This is a genomic window from Streptomyces sp. NPDC099050 (genome assembly GCF_044759865.1).
In the GTDB taxonomy this organism is placed as follows: Bacteria; Actinomycetota; Actinomycetes; order Streptomycetales; family Streptomycetaceae; genus Streptomyces.
This window is the reverse complement of sequence record NZ_JBIWAE010000017.1, coordinates 183687-201754: the sequence shown is the minus strand read 5'-3', so window position 1 is coordinate 201754 and position 18068 is coordinate 183687. Positions and strand designations below refer to the sequence as shown.

Sequence of the window (18068 nt, the reverse complement as noted above, 5' to 3'; positions counted from 1 at the left end):
AGTCCGCGAGTCCGCGAGTACGTGAGTGCGCGGGTCCGCGAGTGCGCGGGTGACGTCTGACGCGCCGCTATTCGAGGCTCGGCGAGATCCGGGAGGGGCCGGCCGAGGGATCGGACAGCAGCTTGTCGTGGAGCTGGCGGCCCTCGTCCGTGAGCTGCTGCGGGCCGCTGTGCGGGGGTACGCCCGACACGCTCGCGCCGGGGGCGCGCGGGGGTTCGTACTCGGTCGGAGCGGTCACCCAGGTGTAGGCCGTCGCCGCGGCGATGACCGCGGACACCCCGACCACCGCACGCGTCCACAGCCGGGTCCGGTGCTCGCCGGACAGCCGTACGGCGGCTGCCGCGCGCGGCTCCAGCCGCCCGGGCGGTCTCAGCGTGCCGAGCCGTTCGCGCAGCACCGCGGACTGCTTCGCGGGCGCTACGCCGTCCAGTTCGGGGAGCACGTCGGCGAGGTCGGCGTGCGCGTTGACGAGCCGGCTGCCCGCGGTCGGCGTGGACGCCTCGGTCTCGGCGGCGGTGTCGGGGAGGTCCAGCCCGACGCCGTCGTAGAGCAGCACGGTGCGGCGGTGTGCCGGGGGCAGCTCGAGCATCGCGTCCAGGAGGACGCGGTCCGCGGGGTCGGCCGGGGGCTCTTCGGGGTGCCGGTGGGACCGGCGGAACCGGTGCCAGGGGGAGAGCGCGTACTCGTACGTGGCCGCGCGCACCCACCCGACCGGATCGGGGTCGGTGGCGACCTCGGGCCAGCGGTCCCACGCCTGCTGGAAGGCGCGCTCCACGGCTTCGCAGGCGAGGGCGTGGCGGCCGGTGAGGAGGTAGGCCTGGCGGGCCAGGGCGGGGGCGGTGCGGTCGTAGAGGGCGTCGAAGGCGGAGGCCGGCGTGACCTTCGGCGCGTCCTCGCCGGGGTCGGTGTCGGGGTCGGCACCGGGGGCGGTGCCGGCCTCCGCGGCCCGGGCGCCCGCCTTGGCGGCGGCTTCCCCGGGCTCCGCCGGTGCGGTGGCCTTGCCGGCCGACGCGGAGTCAGGCGGCGAGTTTCGTGCGGGGCCAGACGCGAAGTCAGGCCTGGAGCTAGGCGCGGATTCCGGTGCGGAGCAAGACGCGGAGTCAGGCGCGGAGTCCGGTGCGGAGCCAGACGCGGAGCCAGACGCGGAGTCCGGCGCGGAGTCAGACGCGGAGTCCGGCGCGGGGCCAGACGCGGAGCCAGGACCCGAGTCCCGTGCAGGGGCCTTCCCCGCGGCCGGCGCGGGGTCCGGATCGGTGGCCGCACCGGAGTCGGGCCCGGTGGTGCTCGTCCGGGCGGCGGCTTCGGAGTCCGGTCCGGCGGGGTTCCCCCTGCCCTGCCCGGTGTTCGGCCCGGCGGCCTTTCCTGAGCGCGGCTCTGAGCCCGGCCCGGTGGCTGAGCCGGTGTCAGGGGGCGTGCCCGTACCGGTGTCCGTCGCCGTGCCCGGGAGGGCGGGGCCGCCGGGGCGGAGGGTCGCACGGCCGCCTCCGCCGTGGCTGCCGCCCGCGGCGGCTCCCGCCCTGACCGGGGACTTGGCCTCGTGCCGGGGCATCCCGACGGGGGGCTTCCCGGCGCGCTTCACGGCGGCCTTGGGGCGGGTCTGCGCACCGACGGGCCGGGTGAGCCCGCGCATCATGCGCAGCCCGAACCGGCCCTCGGAGGCCTCCGCGGCATCCGCCGGGTCCGCGTCCGAGCCCGGCGCCCCGGCGCCCTCGGCGGCGCTGTCGGGCGTGCCGCCGGGCGTGGCATCCGGAGCTGACGCCGCGTCCGTGTCCGGCCCGGCGGGGCCGGTTGCGGCGGAGTCGCCGGTGGTGGACGCGGCGGCGGAAGCTCCCGGCGCCCCGGCGGGCTTCGCGCCGCTCTGCGGCGTGGCCACGCCGTTGGCCCGGGCGGGCCGCGGCATGGGCCGGTTGGCCGTACCGGCGGCGGCCGGGGTCCCGGTGCTGTCCGTCCGGCCCTGCGTGCGGTCGGCGGCGGAGCCCGCTTCCGGAGCTTCGGCCCGGTCAGGGCGCGCCGCGACAGCGGGCTCCGGGTCCGAGCGCTGGTCCGAGCCTGGGTCCGTGCGCTGGTCCGAGCCTGGGTTCGAGCGCCGGTCCGAGCGCCGGTCCGAGCCCTGGTCCGAGCCTTGGGCCGAACCCTGGTCCGTGCCTCGGTCCGAGCCTTGGGCCGATCCCCGGTCCGTGCCTCGGTCCGAGCCCTGGTCCGAGCCTTGGGCCGAACCCTGGTCCGTGCCTCGGTCCGAGCCTTGGGCCGATCCCCGGTCCGTGCCTCGGTTCGAGGCCTGGTTCGAGGCCCGGTCCGTGCCTCGGTTCGAGCGCTGGTCCGATCCCCGCTCCGTGCCTCGGTTCGAGGCCCGGTCCGTGCCTCGGTTTGAGCCCTGGTCCGATCCCCGCTCCGAGCCTCGGTTCGAGCGCTGGTCCGACCCCCGCTCCGACCCCCGCTCCGGCCCCCGCTCCCGGCCGTCCTGGGAGGTCGAGCCTTCGGCCTGGGCCGTGGGGCCCGCGGGGGCGGGGTTCCGGGACGCGTCGGCCGCCAGGCGGGTCAGGAGCTTGGAGTAGGCCTCCAGCTTCCGGCCCCGGGGGTGGGTGCGGCCGGTCTCCCAGGAGCGGACCGTGTTCGAGGTGACGCCCACCGCCGCCGCGACCTCTTCGTACGTCAGGTCGGCCGCTTCGCGCAGGCGTCGGCGTTCCTTCGGGGTGGGGAGGCCCAGCTCCGTGACGCTTTGTGTCATGCCACACTCCCCGCGACCCGGACGCCCTGACCGAAAAAGTACATAAACGTATATTGAGCGACACCACGGTCATTCGCCTGTTACCCGCCCATAGCGCGTGTCGTTGGCACCATGGCGGGGTGACCCAAGTGACCGAACGCGGGACCTCGTTGCCCACGCCCCCACGGGCCCCCGTACGGCGCCGTTCACCGGCGGCCGCCGCGTGTGTCGTGGGGGGCGCCGTCGCCGCGGTGCTGGGGCTCGGCTTCCTCGCCGTGCTCGTCATCGTGCTGTGGATCAGCTCCCCCTACCCCGACAGCGGCCCCGGCGGCGCCCTGCACCTCGCGGCGGGCCTCTGGCTGCTCGCCCACGGGACCGATCTCGTCCGTTACGAGACCCTCTCCGGGGTGCCCGCCCCCGTAGGCCTGACCCCGTTGCTCCTGGTGGCCCTGCCCGCGCTGCTGATCCGGCGCGCCGCCCGGCTGGGCAGCGCCGCGCAGGAGGACCGGGGCGCGGAGCCGCTGCCCGCGGGCGTGGTGTTCTCCGCGGTGCTCTGCGGCTACCTCGGGGTCGGCGCCCTCGCCGTCGTGTACGCCGCGGCCGGGCCGATGCCCGCCGACCCCCTCAGCGCGGCCTGGCACCTCCCGGCCGTCGCCGCCCTGGCCGCCGCCGGCGGGGTCTGGGAGTCCCGGGGGAGGCCGCTCGGGCAGCTGCCCGGCCGGCTCACCCGGCCCCGCTACGCCCTGGCGCTGCGGGCCGGAGCCGGCGGGGTGCTGGTGCTCCTCGGCGGCGGAGCCCTGCTGGTCGGCGCCTCGCTGGCCTGGCACGGGGCGGAGGTGCAGGGCTCCTTCGCGGCGCTGACCGGGGTCTGGTCGGGCCGCTTCGCGGTGCTGCTGCTCGCCCTCGCGCTGATCCCGAACGCCGTCGTCTGGGGTGCTGCCTACGCCCTGGGCCCCGGCTTCGCGCTGGGCACCGGAGCCGCCGCGACCCCGCTCGGCTTCGGCGGATCGCCCGCGCTACCGGGCTTCCCGCTGCTCGCGGCGCTGCCCGGGGAGGGGCCCGGCACGCCGCTGACCTGGGCCGTCGGCGCGGTGCCGGTGGCGGCCGGGCTGGCAGTGGGCTGGTTCGCCGTACGCCGGCCGCGCGATGTCTCGTACGGGGAGACCGCGCTCACGGCGGCGCTGGGCGCGCTGGTGTGCGCCCTGCTGACGACCGCCCTCACCGCGGCTTCGGCGGGGCCGCTCGGTTCCCGGGAGCTGGCCGCCTTCGGCCCCGTGTGGTGGCAGACGGGCGGGGCGGCCCTGGGCTGGACCCTGGTCCTCGCGGTCCCGCTGGCCGTCACCGTGCATGCCTGGCGCAACCGGCCCGCGAGGGGCCTGGCCGGCGAGGGCTCCGGGGACGACTGGCACGACAGCGGCGTCCGCGAAGTCCGCTGGGCGGCCCTGCGCCGTGCGGCGGGGACCTTGATCCCGGACTTCTCCAGTACGCCGTCGGAGGGGGACGAGCCGTCCCCGGCCCGGGTTTCGGAAGGGGGGCCGGAGGCAGGGGCCCGGCCGGTGCCCGCACCGCCGAAGCGTCCCGTGCTGGTCATGCCCGGCCTCAAGCTGGACCTGACCCCGATCCCGCTCCCCGCGCTGCCCGCGGAGCCGCCGGCGGAAAGGGCGGTCGCGCCCGTGCCCGAAGCGCTCGTGACGGCGGCCGGGGCGCCGCTTCCGGGGCCCCCGGCCCCGCTCCTGCCGCCGCTGGGCGGAGCCCGCGTACTGACCCGCCGGAAGCCGCCGGAGGCAACGTACGCGGGACCGGAAACGTACGCGGGACCGGAAACGGACCCCGGTCGGCCGGCACGGCCCGCGCCGGAGGCCGCTGGGATCGACTAGCTAGCGCTTGACCTCGAGCATCTCGCCGATGAAGTTGTCCGGCAGCAGGTCGTTGCACTGCAGCTCGGCCGCCTTGGTGAGGGCGTCCTGCTTGCAGACGTAGAAGTCCTTGTACGTGAGCTGCACCGCGTACGAGGACAGGGCCAGCAGGATCGCCAGCGAAGCGGTCACCAGGCCGCTCGTCGCCGCCGTCCGCTGGGGCCGGGCGGCGGCGCCCATCGCCGCCAGTCCGCCCCGGGCCGCTCCGGGCGCCGCACCGGCGCCGACGCCGGCACCCGGGTCCGTGGCCGCGCCCCGGCCCGTACCCGTACCCACGTCCGCCGCCGAGGCGCGCGGCCCCGTCGAGCCCGAGGCAACCCGCGCCCCGTCCCCGGACGGCTTCGCCGGGACCCCGCGCAGCGCGCTGATGCCCCAGTACAGGGCGAGCGCGCCGAGCAGCAGCCCCATCGACGGGATGCCGAAGACCCCGAAGAAGAAGCCCCACATGCCGGCCAGCAGCGCGTACCGGGCCCGCCGCTGGACCGGGTCGGTGGGATCCCAGCGCGCGGGTCCCGACCCGGGGTCCTTGCCCGGTCCCGACCCGGGGTCCTTGCCCGGTCCCGACCCTGGGTCCTGCCGGTCGCGGCCGTCACCGCCGGCGCGCGGCTCCCAGAGCTGGTCGGGCCGTCCTTCCGGGGGCGCCGCGAAGGGGTTGTCGTCGGTGGAGCGGTCGGGCTGGGGGCGGTCCGGCATCGGGTGTGTTTCATCCCCTGTGTCGTGGACGCCCGCTGGGACGTCCGAGGCCTGTTTGCGGCGTGTACGCCAGACGCTACCGCCCGCCCGTCCCCCCGTCCCTCGGGGGCCGTCCGGTGTGCCGGTATCGTTGCAGGCGGTCGGTGGCTTCGTATGGTCCCCCGTATCTCGGGGACCCCAAGTTTCATGCGATCGCACAAGACGAACGACGCGCCCCCGGTCACGCCGGGAGGCGCCCCCGCTCGACGAGAAAGGGCCTTCCATGGCCGCCTCCCGCCTGGTCGTGCTGGTCTCCGGATCCGGCACCAACCTCCAGGCCCTGCTCGACGCCATCGACGCCCACCCCGGCGGACCCGAGGGCTTCGGCGCCGAAGTCGTCGCCGTGGGAGCCGACCGCGAGAACATCGCCGGCCTGGAGCGCGCCGAGAAGGCCGGGATCCCCACCTTCGTGTGCCCGGTCAAGGCGTACGCGACCCGTGCGGAGTGGGACGCCGCCCTGACGCGGGCCACGGACGCGCACGCGCCGGACCTCGTGGTGTCGGCGGGGTTCATGAAGATCGTCGGGCCGGAGTTCATCGGCCGCTTCGGCGGCCGGTTCGTCAACACCCACCCCGCGCTCCTCCCGGCCTTCCCGGGTGCCCACGGCGTACGGGACGCCCTCGCCTACGGCGCGAAGGTCACCGGCTGCACCGTCCACTTCGTGGACGCGGGCGTGGACACCGGTCCGATCATCGCCCAGGGTGTGGTCGAGGTCCGGGACGAAGAGGACGAAGCCGCTCTCCATGAGCGGATCAAGGAAGTCGAGCGCGAGCTGCTCGTCGACGTCGTGGGGCGCCTGGCCCGGCACGGCTACCGCATCGAGGGACGAAAGGTAACAATCCAGTGACCGCCGCAGAGGCCGCAGGGACCGTAGAGACCGTGACCGCAGAGGGCGAGGACCTCGCCGCGTCGAAGCGCCCGATCCGGCGCGCGCTCATCAGCGTGTACGACAAGACGGGCCTGGAAGAGCTGGCCCGCGGTCTGCACGAGGCGGGTGTCGCCCTCGTCTCGACCGGCTCCACCGCCTCGAAGATCGCCGCCGCCGGGGTGCCCGTCACCAAGGTCGAGGAGCTGACCGGCTTCCCCGAGTGCCTGGACGGCCGGGTGAAGACCCTGCACCCGCGCGTACACGCCGGCATCCTCGCCGACCTGCGCCTGGAGGACCACCGCAACCAGCTCGCCGAGCTGGGCGTCGAGCCCTTCGACCTGGTGATCGTCAACCTCTACCCGTTCCTCGCGACCGTGCGGTCGGGCGCGACCGAGGACGAGTGCGTGGAGCAGATCGACATCGGCGGCCCCTCGATGGTCCGCGCCGCCGCCAAGAACCACCCGTCGGTGGCCGTGGTCACCAGCCCGGCGCGCTACGACGCCGTGATCGCCGCCGCCCAGGGCGGCGGTTTCGACCTCACCGCCCGCAAGCGGCTCGCGGCCGAGGCCTTCCAGCACACCGCCGCGTACGACGTCGCCGTGGCCTCCTGGTTCACGAACGCGTACGCCCCGGAGCCGGAGGCGGTGCTCCCCGAGTTCCTGGCCGGCGCCTGGGAGCGCAAGTCCACCCTCCGCTACGGCGAGAACCCGCACCAGGCGGCCGCGCTGTACACGGACGGGCAGCCGGGCGGGCTCGCCAACGCCGAGCAGCTGCACGGCAAGGAGATGTCCTACAACAACTACGTGGACACCGACGCGGCCCGCCGCGCCGCCTACGACCACGAAGAGCCCTGCGTCGCGATCATCAAGCACGCCAACCCGTGCGGCATCGCGGTGGGCAAGGACGTCGCCGAGGCCCACCGCAAGGCGCACGCCTGCGACCCGGTCTCCGCCTTCGGCGGGGTCATCGCCGTCAACCGCCCGGTGAGCGTCGAGCTCGCCGAGCAGGTCGCGGAGATCTTCACCGAGGTCATCGTCGCCCCCGACTTCGAGCCCGGCGCCGTCGAGGTCCTCGCGAAGAAGAAGAACATCCGCGTCCTGAAGGTGGCGGGCACCCCGCACCAGCCGGCCGAGCTCAAGCCGATCTCCGGCGGCGTGCTGCTCCAGCAGAGCGACCTCGTCCAGGCCGAGGGCGACGACCCGGCGAACTGGACGCTCGCCACCGGCGACGCCCTCTCCGCCGACGAGCTCGCCGACCTCGCCTTCGCGTGGAAGGCCTGCCGCGCCGTCAAGTCCAACGCGATCCTGCTCGCCAAGGACGGTGCCTCGGTCGGCGTCGGCATGGGCCAGGTCAACCGCGTCGACTCCGCGAAGCTGGCAGTCGAGCGGGCGGGCGCCGAGCGCGCGCAGGGCTCGTGCGCCGCCTCCGACGCCTTCTTCCCCTTCGCGGACGGGCTGGAGATCCTGACGGCGGCCGGCATCAAGGCCGTGGTTCAGCCGGGCGGTTCGATGCGCGACGAGCTGGTGATCGAGGCCGCGAAGGCGGCGGGCGTGACGATGTACCTCACGGGGACCCGCCACTTCTTCCACTGAGCCTGATCCCTGATCCCTGATTCCTGATCCCTGATTCCTGCATCCCTCATCCCGTAGGCACACGGCGAAGGCCGCGACGCGCAGCAGTGCGGTTCGCGGCCTTCGCCGTGTGCGGAGCCCCGTGGTCAGTACGGGGGGCGGCGGAAGTACTCGCCCGCGGCCGAGTTGGCCAGGCCGAAGATGATCCACAGGCCCAGGCCGAGCGAGATCAGGGCGGGGATCAACGCGAGCAGCAGGGGGGCGCCGCCGGACTCGTGCAGGCCGTTGAGCGTCACGAGGTTGATGACCAGGCTGGCGAGGGCGAAGAAGGTCTGGAGCGAGCCGAAGATGATGCCGGAGACCCGGACGCCGCCGCGGCCCTTGCTCAGCTTGGCGGCGGTCAGGATCGGCCACAGCGAGAAGCCGACGACGACGATGCCGATGATGACGAAGAAGATGCTCAGGGCGGCGCCCGCGTCGCTCGACGAGTAGCTGGAGTCGGTGAACTCGGAGGCGAACACGGCCCCGATGATGACCACGGCCACGCCGCCGAGGGCCTGGAGGATCCCGAGGATCCAGAGGATGACCCGAGCCCCCTTGACCCCGCCCGGCATCGGCATCGGCGAGCCCGGGTAGCCGGGGACGCCCGAGTAGGCCTGCGGGTAGGCGTAGCTGCCCTGGGCCGGGATGCCCTGGGGGGCCTGCGGGGGGTAGCCGTAGGCAGGCTGGCCGCCCTGCGGCTGCTGCGCGTAGGGGTTGTTCGGGTCGCCGAAGCTCATGTGGGGTGTTCCTCCGTGGAAGTGCGGGGACGCACGGCACGCGCGGAGGATTCACTGCAAGACGTGCGGCCCGCCCCCCGGCACTGCCCGCGGCACTACTTTCCCCGCATCGTCGTCGGGCCGGACCGGGCTTGTCCAGCCGGGACGCCGTCCGCCCGGCACTTGTTGTGCAAGTGCAACGAAGCCGGAACGAAGCCGGACAGGTCGTACGGTCGTACGCCCCCGTGCGGGGCGTACGGGGTCGTACGGGGGCCGCGACTGGATCCGCGGCCGCTCCATCCGGGAGGATGGGTCCATGACTGCCCAGATTCTCGACGGCAAGGCCACCGCAGCCGCGATCAAGTCCGAACTGACCGCCCGCGTGGCGGCGCTCAAGGCCCGGGGCATCACCCCCGGCCTCGGCACCCTGCTGGTCGGCGACGACCCGGGCAGCCGCTGGTACGTCAACGGCAAGCACAAGGACTGCGCCGAGGTCGGCATCGCCTCCCTCCAGCGCGAACTGCCCGCGACGGCCTCCCAGGAGGACATCGAGGAGGTCGTGCGCGAGCTGAACGCCAACCCGGAGTGCACCGGCTACATCGTGCAACTTCCGCTCCCCAAGGGCATCGACACGAACCGCGTCCTGGAGCTCATGGACCCGGCGAAGGACGCCGACGGCCTGCACCCGATGTCACTCGGCAGGCTGGTCCTGAACGAGCCGGGCCCGCTGCCGTGCACCCCATACGGGATCGTCCAGCTGCTGCGCCACCACGGCGTCGAGATCAACGGCGCGCACGTGGTCGTCCTCGGCCGGGGAATCACCGTCGGCCGGTCCATCGGCCTGCTGCTGACCCGCAAGTCCGAGAACGCGACCGTGACCCTGTGCCACACCGGTACCCGCGACCTCTCCGGACTGCTGCGCCAGGCGGACATCGTCGTGGCGGCGGCCGGCGTGCCGCACCTGGTCAAGCCGGAGGACGTGAAGCCGGGCGCGGCCGTGCTCGACGTCGGCGTCAGCCGCGACGAGAACGGCAAGATCGTCGGGGACGTACACCCCGGGGTCGCGGACGTGGCCGGCTGGATCTCCCCGAACCCCGGCGGCGTCGGCCCGATGACCCGCGCGCAGCTGCTCGTCAACGTGGTCGAGGCGGCCGAGCGGGCGGTTCCCCGTGCTGGCTGAAGACGGGCAGGGCGGGCGGGGGCAGGCCGATCGCGGGCAGGCCGAGCGGGGGGATGCCGAGCGCGGGCAGGCCGAGCGCGCGCGGGCCGAGCGTGAGCCGGCCGCGCGCGAGCCGGCGCCCGTCGGCGTCGAGGAGCCGGAAGGGCCCAGGTCCCGCCGCTTCCCCTCCGTCACCCGGGACACCGCGCGTCCCGAGGGCGGCGGCCGGGCCGCGCCCGGCGACGCCCCGGCTCCGGCCCGCCAGTGGCCGATGCTGGCCGTCCTCGCCGCGACGGCGGCCGGACTGCTCCTCACCGCGATGGGCCATCCGCGCGGAGGCTGCCTGCTGATCGGCGTCGCGCTGATCGCGGGTGCGGTGATGCGCCGGCTGCTGCCCTCCGTGGGCATGCTCGCGGTGCGCTCCCGCTTCACGGACATGGTCACGTACGGCCTGCTGGGCGTGGCGATCGTGCTGCTCGCACTGGTCATGGAGCCCAAGCCGCGGCTGAACATCCCCTTCCTGGAGACCGCGGTCCGCTTCACGGTCCGCTGAGCCTCCCGGAGCCCCCGGGACACCGCCTGGGGAGGCCCCGTGTGCCCCGCGTTACACGGGGCGGGGGATCGGGGTGCTCCAGGGTCAGATAGCCTGACGGCGGATGTCTCTTCACGTCAAGATTTACTGGGCCACGGAGCGGCGTCCTCCCAGCACATGGGGCAGGGACGCCCCACCGCCAGCTGTCTAACGGAGAAGGCCATGACCCGCACTCCCGTGAATGTCACCGTCACCGGCGCCGCCGGCCAGATCGGCTACGCGCTGCTCTTCCGCATCGCCTCCGGTCACCTGCTCGGCGCGGATGTGCCGGTCAAGCTCCGTCTTCTGGAGATCCCTCAGGGCATGAAGGCCGCCGAGGGCACCGCCATGGAGCTCGACGACTGCGCCTTCCCGCTGCTCGCCGGCATCGACATCTTCGACGACCCGAACAAGGGCTTCGAGGGTGCCAACGTCGCGCTGCTGGTCGGCGCCCGCCCGCGTACCAAGGGCATGGAGCGCGGTGACCTGCTCTCCGCCAACGGCGGCATCTTCAAGCCGCAGGGCGCCGCGATCAACGCGAACGCCGCGGACGACATCAAGGTCCTGGTCGTGGGCAACCCGGCCAACACCAACGCGCTCATCGCGCAGGCCGCCGCCCCGGACGTACCGGCCGAGCGCTTCACCGCGATGACCCGCCTGGACCACAACCGCGCGATCTCGCAGCTGGCCGCCAAGACCGGCGCCGCCGTCTCCGACATCAAGCGCCTCACCATCTGGGGCAACCACTCGGCGACCCAGTACCCGGACATCTTCCACGCGGAGATCGCCGGCAAGAACGCCGCCGAGCTGGTCAACGACCAGGCCTGGCTGGCCGACACCTTCATCCCGACCGTCGCCAAGCGCGGCGCGGCGATCATCGAGGCCCGCGGCGCGTCCTCGGCCGCCTCGGCCGCCAACGCCGCCATCGACCACGTGCACACCTGGGTCAACGGCACCGCCGCGGGCGACTGGACCTCCATGGGCATCCCGTCGGACGGCTCCTACGGCGTCCCGGAGGGCATCATCTCCTCCTTCCCGGTCACCACCAAGGACGGCCGCTACGAGATCGTCCAGGGCCTGGACATCAACGAGTTCTCCCGTGCGCGCATCGACGCGTCCGTGGCGGAGCTCGTCGAGGAGCGCGACGCGGTGCGCGAGCTCGGCCTGATCTGATCGTTTGCGTACGGCCCGGCCGCGCAGGCCCCCGTACGAGCGGGTACCAACCCGCGTGAACACCGAAACGCCCCGGCCAAACCTGGCCGGGGCGTTTGGCGTGAATCTTTCTGTCGCCGCATGGTGGGGAACCCTAGGGTCGGTCGGTGACCGAGAACCCGATTCCCCCTCAGTCCAGCGGCAGTTGGTCCGGTCCCTCCGCGGGCCGCCCCCCGGTCCACCCCTCCCTCAGCGAGGCCGGCCGCTTCCTGTGCGCGGGTACGTACCTCGACGCCGGGTACCGCGACCGGGTCATCGACGAGCTGTACGTCCACGAGGAACGGATCGTCGCCCCCTCCTACGGCTACGACGCCTCCCGGGTCCTCGCCCACGCGCTGCGCGCCCGCCGCGCCGAACTCGGCTGGGCCGCCGCAGTCCTCGGGGCCTGGTTCGTCGGCTCCCTGCTCACGGGCGGCGCCCTCGCCGCGCTGATCGTGCCCTTCCTGCTGCTGAGCCTCGCCGACTGGCTGCGCGCCCGGAAGGTCCCGGTGCTGCGGTTCCTGTCCGTGATCCTGCGGATCTACGCCTGGTGGACGCTGGTCTTCGCCCTGTTCGTGCTCGGCTTCGGCGGATTGATGCTGTTCAGCGCCCTGGACGAGATGGGCGGCGGCAGCTTCCTGCCGTTCGGCGCGGCGGGCGGGACGGTCGCGGGCACCGCCGTCCTGTGGTGGCTGCCGGCGGTCTTCGCCGGAGTGGTCACCGTCGTGGGGCTCCAGCGCGGACACGTCTACCGGACGATCGCCACCGACCTCGCGGACCGCCGCTACGCCGACCACGCGAACGACCCGGCCGAAGCCGCCGAGGGGGCCCGCTTCCAGCGCGTGCGCCAGCGCATCCGGGCCGAGCAGCACGCGCCGATGATCATGTACGACGTCAACGACCCGTTCTGCGGGGCGGGCGATCCCTTCCGGCCCTGGCAGCTGTCCGTGGAACTGCGCCCGCGCGAGGACCTCGGCCCCGACCGCAAGCCGGTCGCGGTCACCAACGCCCACATCCTGGCCCGGATCGTGCCGCTGCTGGAACGCCTGCGCGTGCCCTCCCCGCACGGCTCCCCGGAGCAGGCCGCCGCCGTGGGCGACCGGATGCGCGAACTGGTCCTGGACGAATGCGTGTTCCTGCCCGCGGGCGGACTGCCGCACCGGGACACCGCGCAGGTGGTGCACGGGCAGTTCGGCGAACAGCGGGCCGCCGCCATCGAGGAGGGCGGCGAGCGCCGCCGGCACTTCCTGCGCGTGCGGGTGGGCGGCTGGGACGAGAACCTCGTCGTCACCGTCTTCGTACGGGTCCACACGCAGGGCGGGATGGTGATGCTGGAGGTGGCCCCGCACGTGCTGCTGCCCGTGCGGACCGACTTCCACAACGCCGATGCGGACGCCCAGCGCTTCCGCAACAACAGCGCCTTCGGCAAGGCCGTCTGGGCCCTGCGCCACACCCCCGGCTCCCTCGCGGCCTCGGCGGCCACGCTGGGCCGGGGCCTGGCCAGCTGGTGGCGGATCGTCACCGGCGGCCACGGCGGGGCCCGGCCCGAGGGGCCGCGGGTATCGGTGCGCGACCTGGCCTCCGAGGACAACGGCTCACTGTTCCACCTGATGGACCTCGACCGCTTCCTGAAGACCATCCAGGACCGGGTCGTCGGGGGCGTCGTCCTCGCGCTGCACGAAGCGGGCTGGCACACCGAGGAGTTCGCGCAGCGCGCGGTCAACGTCGCCGAGGGCGGGGTGTTCATCCAGTCGGTGAACCACAGCGCCTTCAGCGTCGGCGGCGCCAACAACACCAACAGCACCAAGATCAAGGGGAGTACCGGTGGCAACTGAGGACGGCGTTACGGGTACGGGTACGGGCAGGGGTGCGGGCGCCGGCGCGGCCGGGCCGCAGCCCGCGGTCAGCATCGGCCGGGTCACCGGCAGCGCGTTCAGCATCGGCGGCGGCGACAACACCAACACCGTGCACCACGGGGCGGCGGAGACGGACACCATCGGGCCGCAGGCCCTCCTCGACGCCGTACTGGAGCTGCGCGCGGCCCTCGTACGGCTGCCGCGCGGTGCGGACAGGGCGGCGCTCGACGCCGAACTGGACGGGGTCGCCGAGGGACTGGAGGGCGCCGAGGAGATCCGGCCCGGCCTGGTCCCCCGGCTCCGCGGAGCCCTGGAACGCTGGGCTCCCCTCGTCGACTCGGTCAGCGCCGCCACCGCCCTGGCCGGGCTCCTGACCAGCCTGGGAGGCTGACCCGTGCCCCCTGAGCACTCCCCCCGCTGGGACCCCGCGACCCAACGCTGGGTCACGGACGACCCGACCCCACCCCGCCACGAGTCGACGCCGGCCCAGGCCCCGGCCCCGGGTCCGCCCTCGACGCCGCCGCCGACGACGCCGGATCAGCACCCGGCATCAGGCCCGCCTCCGGCGCCCGCTCCGGGACCGGCGCCCGCTCCGGCTCCGGGGTACGCCCCGGCGTCGGGCCCGCCGCCCGTTCCCGCTCCGGGCTACCCGCCGGCCTCGGGCCCGGCTCCGGTACCCGGTCCGGGCGGGTACGGCCCGGGGGCGTCGGGGCAGGACCAGCCGCCGTACCCGTACCCCGCGTATCCGTCCCCGCAGCACGGGCAGCCGGTGTACCCCGTACCGCCCCCGTCCCAGCCCGCGCGGGCAGCCGGGCGGTGGCTGACGCCGACCACGGCGGCCGTGGCCGTGGCCGCGCTCGCCCTCGGCGCGGCCGGCGTGTGGTTCGTGGCGCGGGACACCGGCGAGCGGCCTCCGCAGGCGGGACCGGCGGCCTCCAGCGTCGCGCCGGGCGACGAGGCCACGGCCGAGCCCTCGGCCACGGACACCGGCTCCCCGTCGCCGACGGCCACGGCCACGGCCACGAGTACGGGCAGCCCCACCCCCGGCCCGACCGGCAGCGACCCCGCCCACGAGACCGTGCGCGACGCGAAGGGGTTCACCATCGCCGTCCCCGCCGGGTGGCTCCGGGAGGAAGCCGCAGCAGGGGTCTTCTACCGCTCTCCCGACCGCGCCGCCCTGATCCAGGTCTTCCAGGTGAGCGAGCCCGAACTGACCCCGCTCGCGGCCGTCCGGGGCGCCTCCGCCTACCTGCGCGCCCAGACCACCGGCTACCGGGAGATCAGCGTGGGCCCGGCCCCGGACGCCCCCGGGGCGGGGGAGCTGGTCTACGAGTACGACAACGCGGAATCGCACGGCCGGCGCCGCGGTGTGGAACGGGTCTTCGTCGCCGAGGACGGCAAGAAGTGGGCCGTCCTGACGGCCGGCCCTGCGCCCGACTGGACGCTCACCCAGACCCACCACAGGGCCGCCCTGACCGCCTTCCGCCCCACGGGCGGCTGACGGGGGACCGGCGCCACCGGCGGGATCGAACGGGATCGAACGGGGGCGGGAACCGTCACTTGTACATGCCCGGGGTGTAGTGCCCCGGGGTCAGGCGCGTGGTGACGCCGATGCGGTTCCAGACGTTGATCGCGGCGATCAGGGCGATCAACTGGGCCAGTTCCTTCTGCTCGAAGTGCCGCGCGGCCCGCTCGTAGACCTCGTCGGGGACGAAACCGTCGGTCAGGACGGTCACGGCCTCCGTCAGCTCGATCGCGGCGAGCTCCTTCTCCGTGTAGAAGTGCCGCGACTCCTCCCAGGCGGTGAGCAACAGCAGCCGCTCCACGTCCTCGCCCGCCGCGAGGGCGTCCTTGGAGTGCATGTCGATGCAGAAGGCGCAGTGGTTGATCTGCGAGGCGCGCAGTTTGACGAGCTCGACCAGGGCCGGGTCCAGCCCCTTGGCGGCGGCCGCGTCCAGGGCCACGGCGGCCTTGTAGAACTCCGGGGCGAGCTTCGCCAGCTGCATGCGGGGGGTGTGCTCGGGTGCCTTCTCCGTGTGGGTCATCCCATCAGCCTAGGAGGCGGGCGGCCCCTGGGAACGGTGGAACCGGGGGTCCCCCGGACGGAGTCCACCGCCGGCGGCCGCGTCCGCAGCCCGGCGCCGGTCAGCAGCTCCCGGTGCTCTGCCCTGACCAGGTCCTCAAACGCCGGACGGGCTGGGAGGGGTCCCGGGCTGCGCCCGGACCCCCTGGGGGTCCGCCCCGGACCCGGTCCTCAAGCGCCGGGCGGCTGAAGCGGCTCCGCCGGGGGCTCGCCGAAGCGGGCCAGGGCCAGGGCTCCGGCCACGGCGATGAGGAAGCCCGCCACCGCCAGCCAGGTCAGGCCCTCGCGGGTGCGGTCGCCCAGCCAGGCCACGCCCACCACCGCCGGGCCGATCGTCTCGCCCAGCACCAGCCCGGCGGTCGCCGCCGTCACCGAGCCGCGCTGGAGCGCGGAGGTGAGCAGCAGGAACGCGGAGCCGCCGCCGAGCAGCAGCGCGTAGAACGCCGGGTTCGACAGGGCGGAGAGCGAGATGTCGTCGATGAGCCGCACCGCCACCTCCACCACCCCGAAGCCCGTCCCCGCGGCCAGACCCAGCGTCAGCGCCCGGCTGCGGTCCGGCAGCCCGCCCGCCACGGCCCCGACCACCAGTACCAGTCCGGCCACCGCCAGCAGCCCCAGCTTCAGCGCGAGCGTGCCCTTGCCGGAGCCCTCCTCCCCGGACGCCAGCCCGAGCATCACCAGCCCCGCGCACACCACCGCGACCGCGCCCCACTCCGTCCCGCTCAGCCGCACCTTCAGCAGCCGCGCCGCGACCACCGCGGTCACCGCGAGGCTGGCCGCGAGGGCCGCGCCCACCGCGTAGATCGGGATGTGCCGCAGGGCGATGATCTGGAGGACGAAGCCGATCCCGTCCAGGCAGAGTCCGGCGAGATACCGCCACTGGCGCAGCGCCCGCAGGAAGAGCGCGGCGTCCACCCCCGAGCCCGTCCCCGGCACCGTCGCCCGCGTCGCCACGGCCTGCAGGACCGACGCCGTGCCGAAGCAGACCGCCGCACCGAGCGCACAAATCATCCCAATGAGCACGAACCGACTCTAGGTCACGGATCCGGCGTCGGCCGGATTCCGTCGGCCGGGGCGGCCGTTCTAGTCTGTGCGCAGCCGGCCACCCCAGGGGGAGCGAACAGTCCATGGACAGCAGTAGCACCGACACCACGCGCACCAAGCGTCGCATGCGCTCCGGCACCGTCGCCCTCGGCGGCATGGGCCTGCTCGCCGCGGCCCTCGTGGCCTGCGGCAGCAGCAACGAGCCCGACAAGCGCTGTGCGGACCGCGCCACCCTGGAGAAGCTGAACTCCAAGGAGTGCAAGAGCGGCGGCCGCGGCGCGTACTACTACGGCGGCACCGTCGCGAAGAACAGGGTCAGCGGCGGCAGCTTCGACAAGTCCGCCGTCACGCGCGGCGGCATCGGCGGCAGCCACAAGAGCTCCTCGGGCGGCTGATCCAGCGTGAAGCGCCACACCATCGAGCCCCGCCCCGACTGGCAGAAGACCGTCGAGGAACAGGGGCTGATCTACCCCCTGACCCGCTACCCCGACGACTCCCTGCGCCCCTACTGGGACGAGAGCGCGTACTACTCCTTCACGCTCCCCGAGGTCGAGGCGCTGGAGAACGTGGTCGAGGAGCTGCACGCCATGTGCCTGGCGGCGGCCCAGCACATAGTCGACCACGACCGGTTCGCCGACCTCGGCATCACCGACCCGAAGCTCGCCGCGCTGATCGCCGAGTCCTGGCGGCGCCGCGCCGAACAGCCCTCGCTCTACGGGCGCTTCGACCTGCGCTACGACGGCACCGGCAGTCCCGCCAAGCTGCTGGAGTACAACGCGGACACCCCCACCTCCCTCGTGGAGGCGGCCAGTCCGCAGTGGTTCTGGATGGAGGAACGGTTCCCCGGTGCCGACCAGTGGAACTCCCTCCACGAGCGGCTCGTCGAGGCCTGGCGCCGCCAGGCCGAGCTGCTGCCGCCCGGCCCGGTGCACTTCGCGCACTCCGAGACCGACGAGCTCGGCGAGGACCTGATGACGGTCGCCTACCTCCAGGAGACCGCCGAGCAGGCCGGCATCGAGGCGCGCGAGCTGTCGGTGGAGGCGATCGGCTGGGACTCCCTGTCGGGCCGGTTCGTCGACGAGAAGCTCGGCTTCATCCGCGCGATCTTCAAGCTCTACCCGTGGGAGTGGCTCACCACCGACGAGTTCGCCCCGCAGGTCCTCGGGACGTACGACCACGGCGGCGGCTCCGGCACCACCGCCTGGATCGAGCCGCTGTGGAAGATGCTGCTCTCCAACAAGGCACTGCTGGCGGTCCTGTGGGAGCTCTTCCCGGAGCACCCGAACCTGTTGCCCGCCTACCTGGACGGCCCGCGCGAACTCGCCACGACCACCGGCTACGCGGCGAAGCCGCTGCTGGGGCGCGAGGGCGCGGGCGTCACCCTGCACCCGGTCGGCGGCGAGCCGTTCGCACCGGAGCAGGACGAGACGTACGTCTTCCAGGGCCTCGCCCCGCTGCCCGACTTCGACGGCAACCGGGTGGTGCTCGGCGCGTGGGTCGTCGAGGACGAGTCGGCGGGCCTCGGCATCCGCGAATCGGCGGGGCCGGTCACGGACGAGTACGCCCGCTTCCTGCCCCACGTCATTTTGTAGGACGCAGCATCCTTTGGTCC

Annotated in this window: 16 protein-coding genes; 11 read left to right on the top strand and 5 right to left on the bottom strand. The window is 74.1% G+C overall.

The genetic code is table 11. The features are described 5' to 3' along the window. Positions 1 to 67 precede the first annotated feature (67 nt). Positions 68 to 2728 carry a helix-turn-helix domain-containing protein gene (locus ACIQV3_RS27100; RefSeq protein ID WP_403716154.1) on the bottom strand — a complete coding sequence of 887 codons (2661 nt, stop codon included), beginning with the start codon at positions 2726 to 2728 and terminating at the stop codon, positions 68 to 70. Between the two features lie 119 nt (positions 2729 to 2847). Here ACIQV3_RS27100 and ACIQV3_RS27095 point away from each other — a divergent pair, with 119 nt between their 5' ends. Beyond that, positions 2848 to 4584, top strand: coding sequence for a DUF6350 family protein (locus tag ACIQV3_RS27095; protein ID WP_403716151.1), 1737 nt, complete (start codon positions 2848 to 2850; stop codon positions 4582 to 4584). Here ACIQV3_RS27095 and ACIQV3_RS27090 read toward each other — a convergent pair whose 3' ends face one another. Next, positions 4585 to 5316, bottom strand: coding sequence for a hypothetical protein (locus ACIQV3_RS27090; RefSeq protein ID WP_403716148.1), 732 nt, complete (start codon positions 5314 to 5316; stop codon positions 4585 to 4587). It abuts the gene before it with no gap. 262 nt (positions 5317 to 5578) lie between these two features. On the opposite strand from ACIQV3_RS27090, the gene purN reads away from it, so the two are divergent. Both purN and purH read left to right on the top strand, forming a co-directional pair. Then, positions 5579 to 6202, top strand: coding sequence for a phosphoribosylglycinamide formyltransferase (gene purN / locus ACIQV3_RS27085; RefSeq protein WP_403716147.1), 624 nt, complete (start codon positions 5579 to 5581; stop codon positions 6200 to 6202). A gap of 32 nt (positions 6203 to 6234) precedes the next feature. Beyond that, entirely contained in the window at positions 6235 to 7815 is a 1581-nt protein-coding gene (gene purH / locus ACIQV3_RS27080) for a bifunctional phosphoribosylaminoimidazolecarboxamide formyltransferase/IMP cyclohydrolase (protein WP_403716142.1), read from the top strand. Positions 7816 to 7940: 125 nt separating this feature from the next. Here purH and ACIQV3_RS27075 read toward each other — a convergent pair whose 3' ends face one another. Next, positions 7941 to 8573 (bottom strand): hypothetical protein, encoded by a 633-nt coding sequence (locus tag ACIQV3_RS27075; protein WP_403716139.1) that lies wholly within the window; start codon positions 8571 to 8573, stop codon positions 7941 to 7943. 295 nt (positions 8574 to 8868) lie between these two features. Here ACIQV3_RS27075 and ACIQV3_RS27070 point away from each other — a divergent pair, with 295 nt between their 5' ends. The 6 genes from ACIQV3_RS27070 (at position 8869) to ACIQV3_RS27045 (ending at position 14830) form a co-directional block, all read left to right on the top strand. Continuing rightward, positions 8869 to 9732, top strand: coding sequence for a bifunctional methylenetetrahydrofolate dehydrogenase/methenyltetrahydrofolate cyclohydrolase (locus ACIQV3_RS27070; RefSeq protein WP_254382492.1), 864 nt, complete (start codon positions 8869 to 8871; stop codon positions 9730 to 9732). After that, positions 9722 to 10264, top strand: coding sequence for a DUF3017 domain-containing protein (locus ACIQV3_RS27065; protein WP_403716137.1), 543 nt, complete (start codon positions 9722 to 9724; stop codon positions 10262 to 10264). The genes ACIQV3_RS27070 and ACIQV3_RS27065 overlap by 11 nt, the downstream gene beginning before the upstream one ends. A gap of 201 nt (positions 10265 to 10465) precedes the next feature. Beyond that, complete coding sequence (locus tag ACIQV3_RS27060) at positions 10466 to 11455, top strand: malate dehydrogenase (protein WP_403716135.1); 990 nt, start codon at positions 10466 to 10468, stop codon at positions 11453 to 11455. Between the two features lie 146 nt (positions 11456 to 11601). Next, positions 11602 to 13308 (top strand): hypothetical protein, encoded by a 1707-nt coding sequence (locus tag ACIQV3_RS27055; protein ID WP_403716133.1) that lies wholly within the window; start codon positions 11602 to 11604, stop codon positions 13306 to 13308. Beyond that, on the top strand, positions 13298 to 13720 hold the full coding sequence (locus ACIQV3_RS27050) for a hypothetical protein (protein ID WP_403716131.1): 423 nt from the start codon (positions 13298 to 13300) through the stop codon (positions 13718 to 13720). Before ACIQV3_RS27055 ends, ACIQV3_RS27050 begins: the two co-directional genes overlap by 11 nt. Before the next feature lie 378 nt (positions 13721 to 14098). Further along, a complete protein-coding gene (locus ACIQV3_RS27045) occupies positions 14099 to 14830 on the top strand; it encodes a serine/arginine repetitive matrix protein 2 (RefSeq protein ID WP_403716129.1) in 732 nt (243 codons plus the stop codon). Positions 14831 to 14885: 55 nt separating this feature from the next. Here the strand turns inward: ACIQV3_RS27045 and ACIQV3_RS27040 are convergent, their stop codons facing one another. After that, on the bottom strand, positions 14886 to 15374 hold the full coding sequence (locus tag ACIQV3_RS27040; protein ID WP_403716127.1) for a carboxymuconolactone decarboxylase family protein: 489 nt from the start codon (positions 15372 to 15374) through the stop codon (positions 14886 to 14888). Between the two features lie 209 nt (positions 15375 to 15583). After that, on the bottom strand, positions 15584 to 16423 hold the full coding sequence (locus ACIQV3_RS27035) for a hypothetical protein (protein WP_403716204.1): 840 nt from the start codon (positions 16421 to 16423) through the stop codon (positions 15584 to 15586). Between the two features lie 116 nt (positions 16424 to 16539). On the opposite strand from ACIQV3_RS27035, the gene ACIQV3_RS27030 reads away from it, so the two are divergent. Both ACIQV3_RS27030 and ACIQV3_RS27025 read left to right on the top strand, forming a co-directional pair. Beyond that, complete coding sequence (locus ACIQV3_RS27030; protein WP_403716125.1) at positions 16540 to 16851, top strand: hypothetical protein; 312 nt, start codon at positions 16540 to 16542, stop codon at positions 16849 to 16851. Positions 16852 to 16857: 6 nt separating this feature from the next. Beyond that, entirely contained in the window at positions 16858 to 18048 is a 1191-nt protein-coding gene (locus tag ACIQV3_RS27025) for a glutathionylspermidine synthase family protein (RefSeq protein ID WP_403716120.1), read from the top strand. Positions 18049 to 18068 lie beyond the last annotated feature (20 nt).

Bases quoted from the DNA above. Each gene is read 5' to 3' on its own strand.
- ACIQV3_RS27100 (WP_403716154.1), bottom strand. From the start codon at position 2,728: ATGACACAAAGCGTCACGGAGCTGGGCCTCCCCACCCCGAAGGAACGC.
- ACIQV3_RS27090 (WP_403716148.1), bottom strand. From the start codon at position 5,316: ATGCCGGACCGCCCCCAGCCCGACCGCTCCACCGACGACAACCCCTTC.
- purN (WP_403716147.1), top strand. From the start codon at position 5,579: ATGGCCGCCTCCCGCCTGGTCGTGCTGGTCTCCGGATCCGGCACCAAC.
- ACIQV3_RS27075 (WP_403716139.1), bottom strand. From the start codon at position 8,573: ATGAGCTTCGGCGACCCGAACAACCCCTACGCGCAGCAGCCGCAGGGC.
- ACIQV3_RS27070 (WP_254382492.1), top strand. From the start codon at position 8,869: ATGACTGCCCAGATTCTCGACGGCAAGGCCACCGCAGCCGCGATCAAG.
- ACIQV3_RS27060 (WP_403716135.1), top strand. From the start codon at position 10,466: ATGACCCGCACTCCCGTGAATGTCACCGTCACCGGCGCCGCCGGCCAG.
- ACIQV3_RS27040 (WP_403716127.1), bottom strand. From the start codon at position 15,374: ATGACCCACACGGAGAAGGCACCCGAGCACACCCCCCGCATGCAGCTG.
- ACIQV3_RS27035 (WP_403716204.1), bottom strand. From the start codon at position 16,423: ATGATTTGTGCGCTCGGTGCGGCGGTCTGCTTCGGCACGGCGTCGGTC.
- ACIQV3_RS27030 (WP_403716125.1), top strand. From the start codon at position 16,540: ATGGACAGCAGTAGCACCGACACCACGCGCACCAAGCGTCGCATGCGC.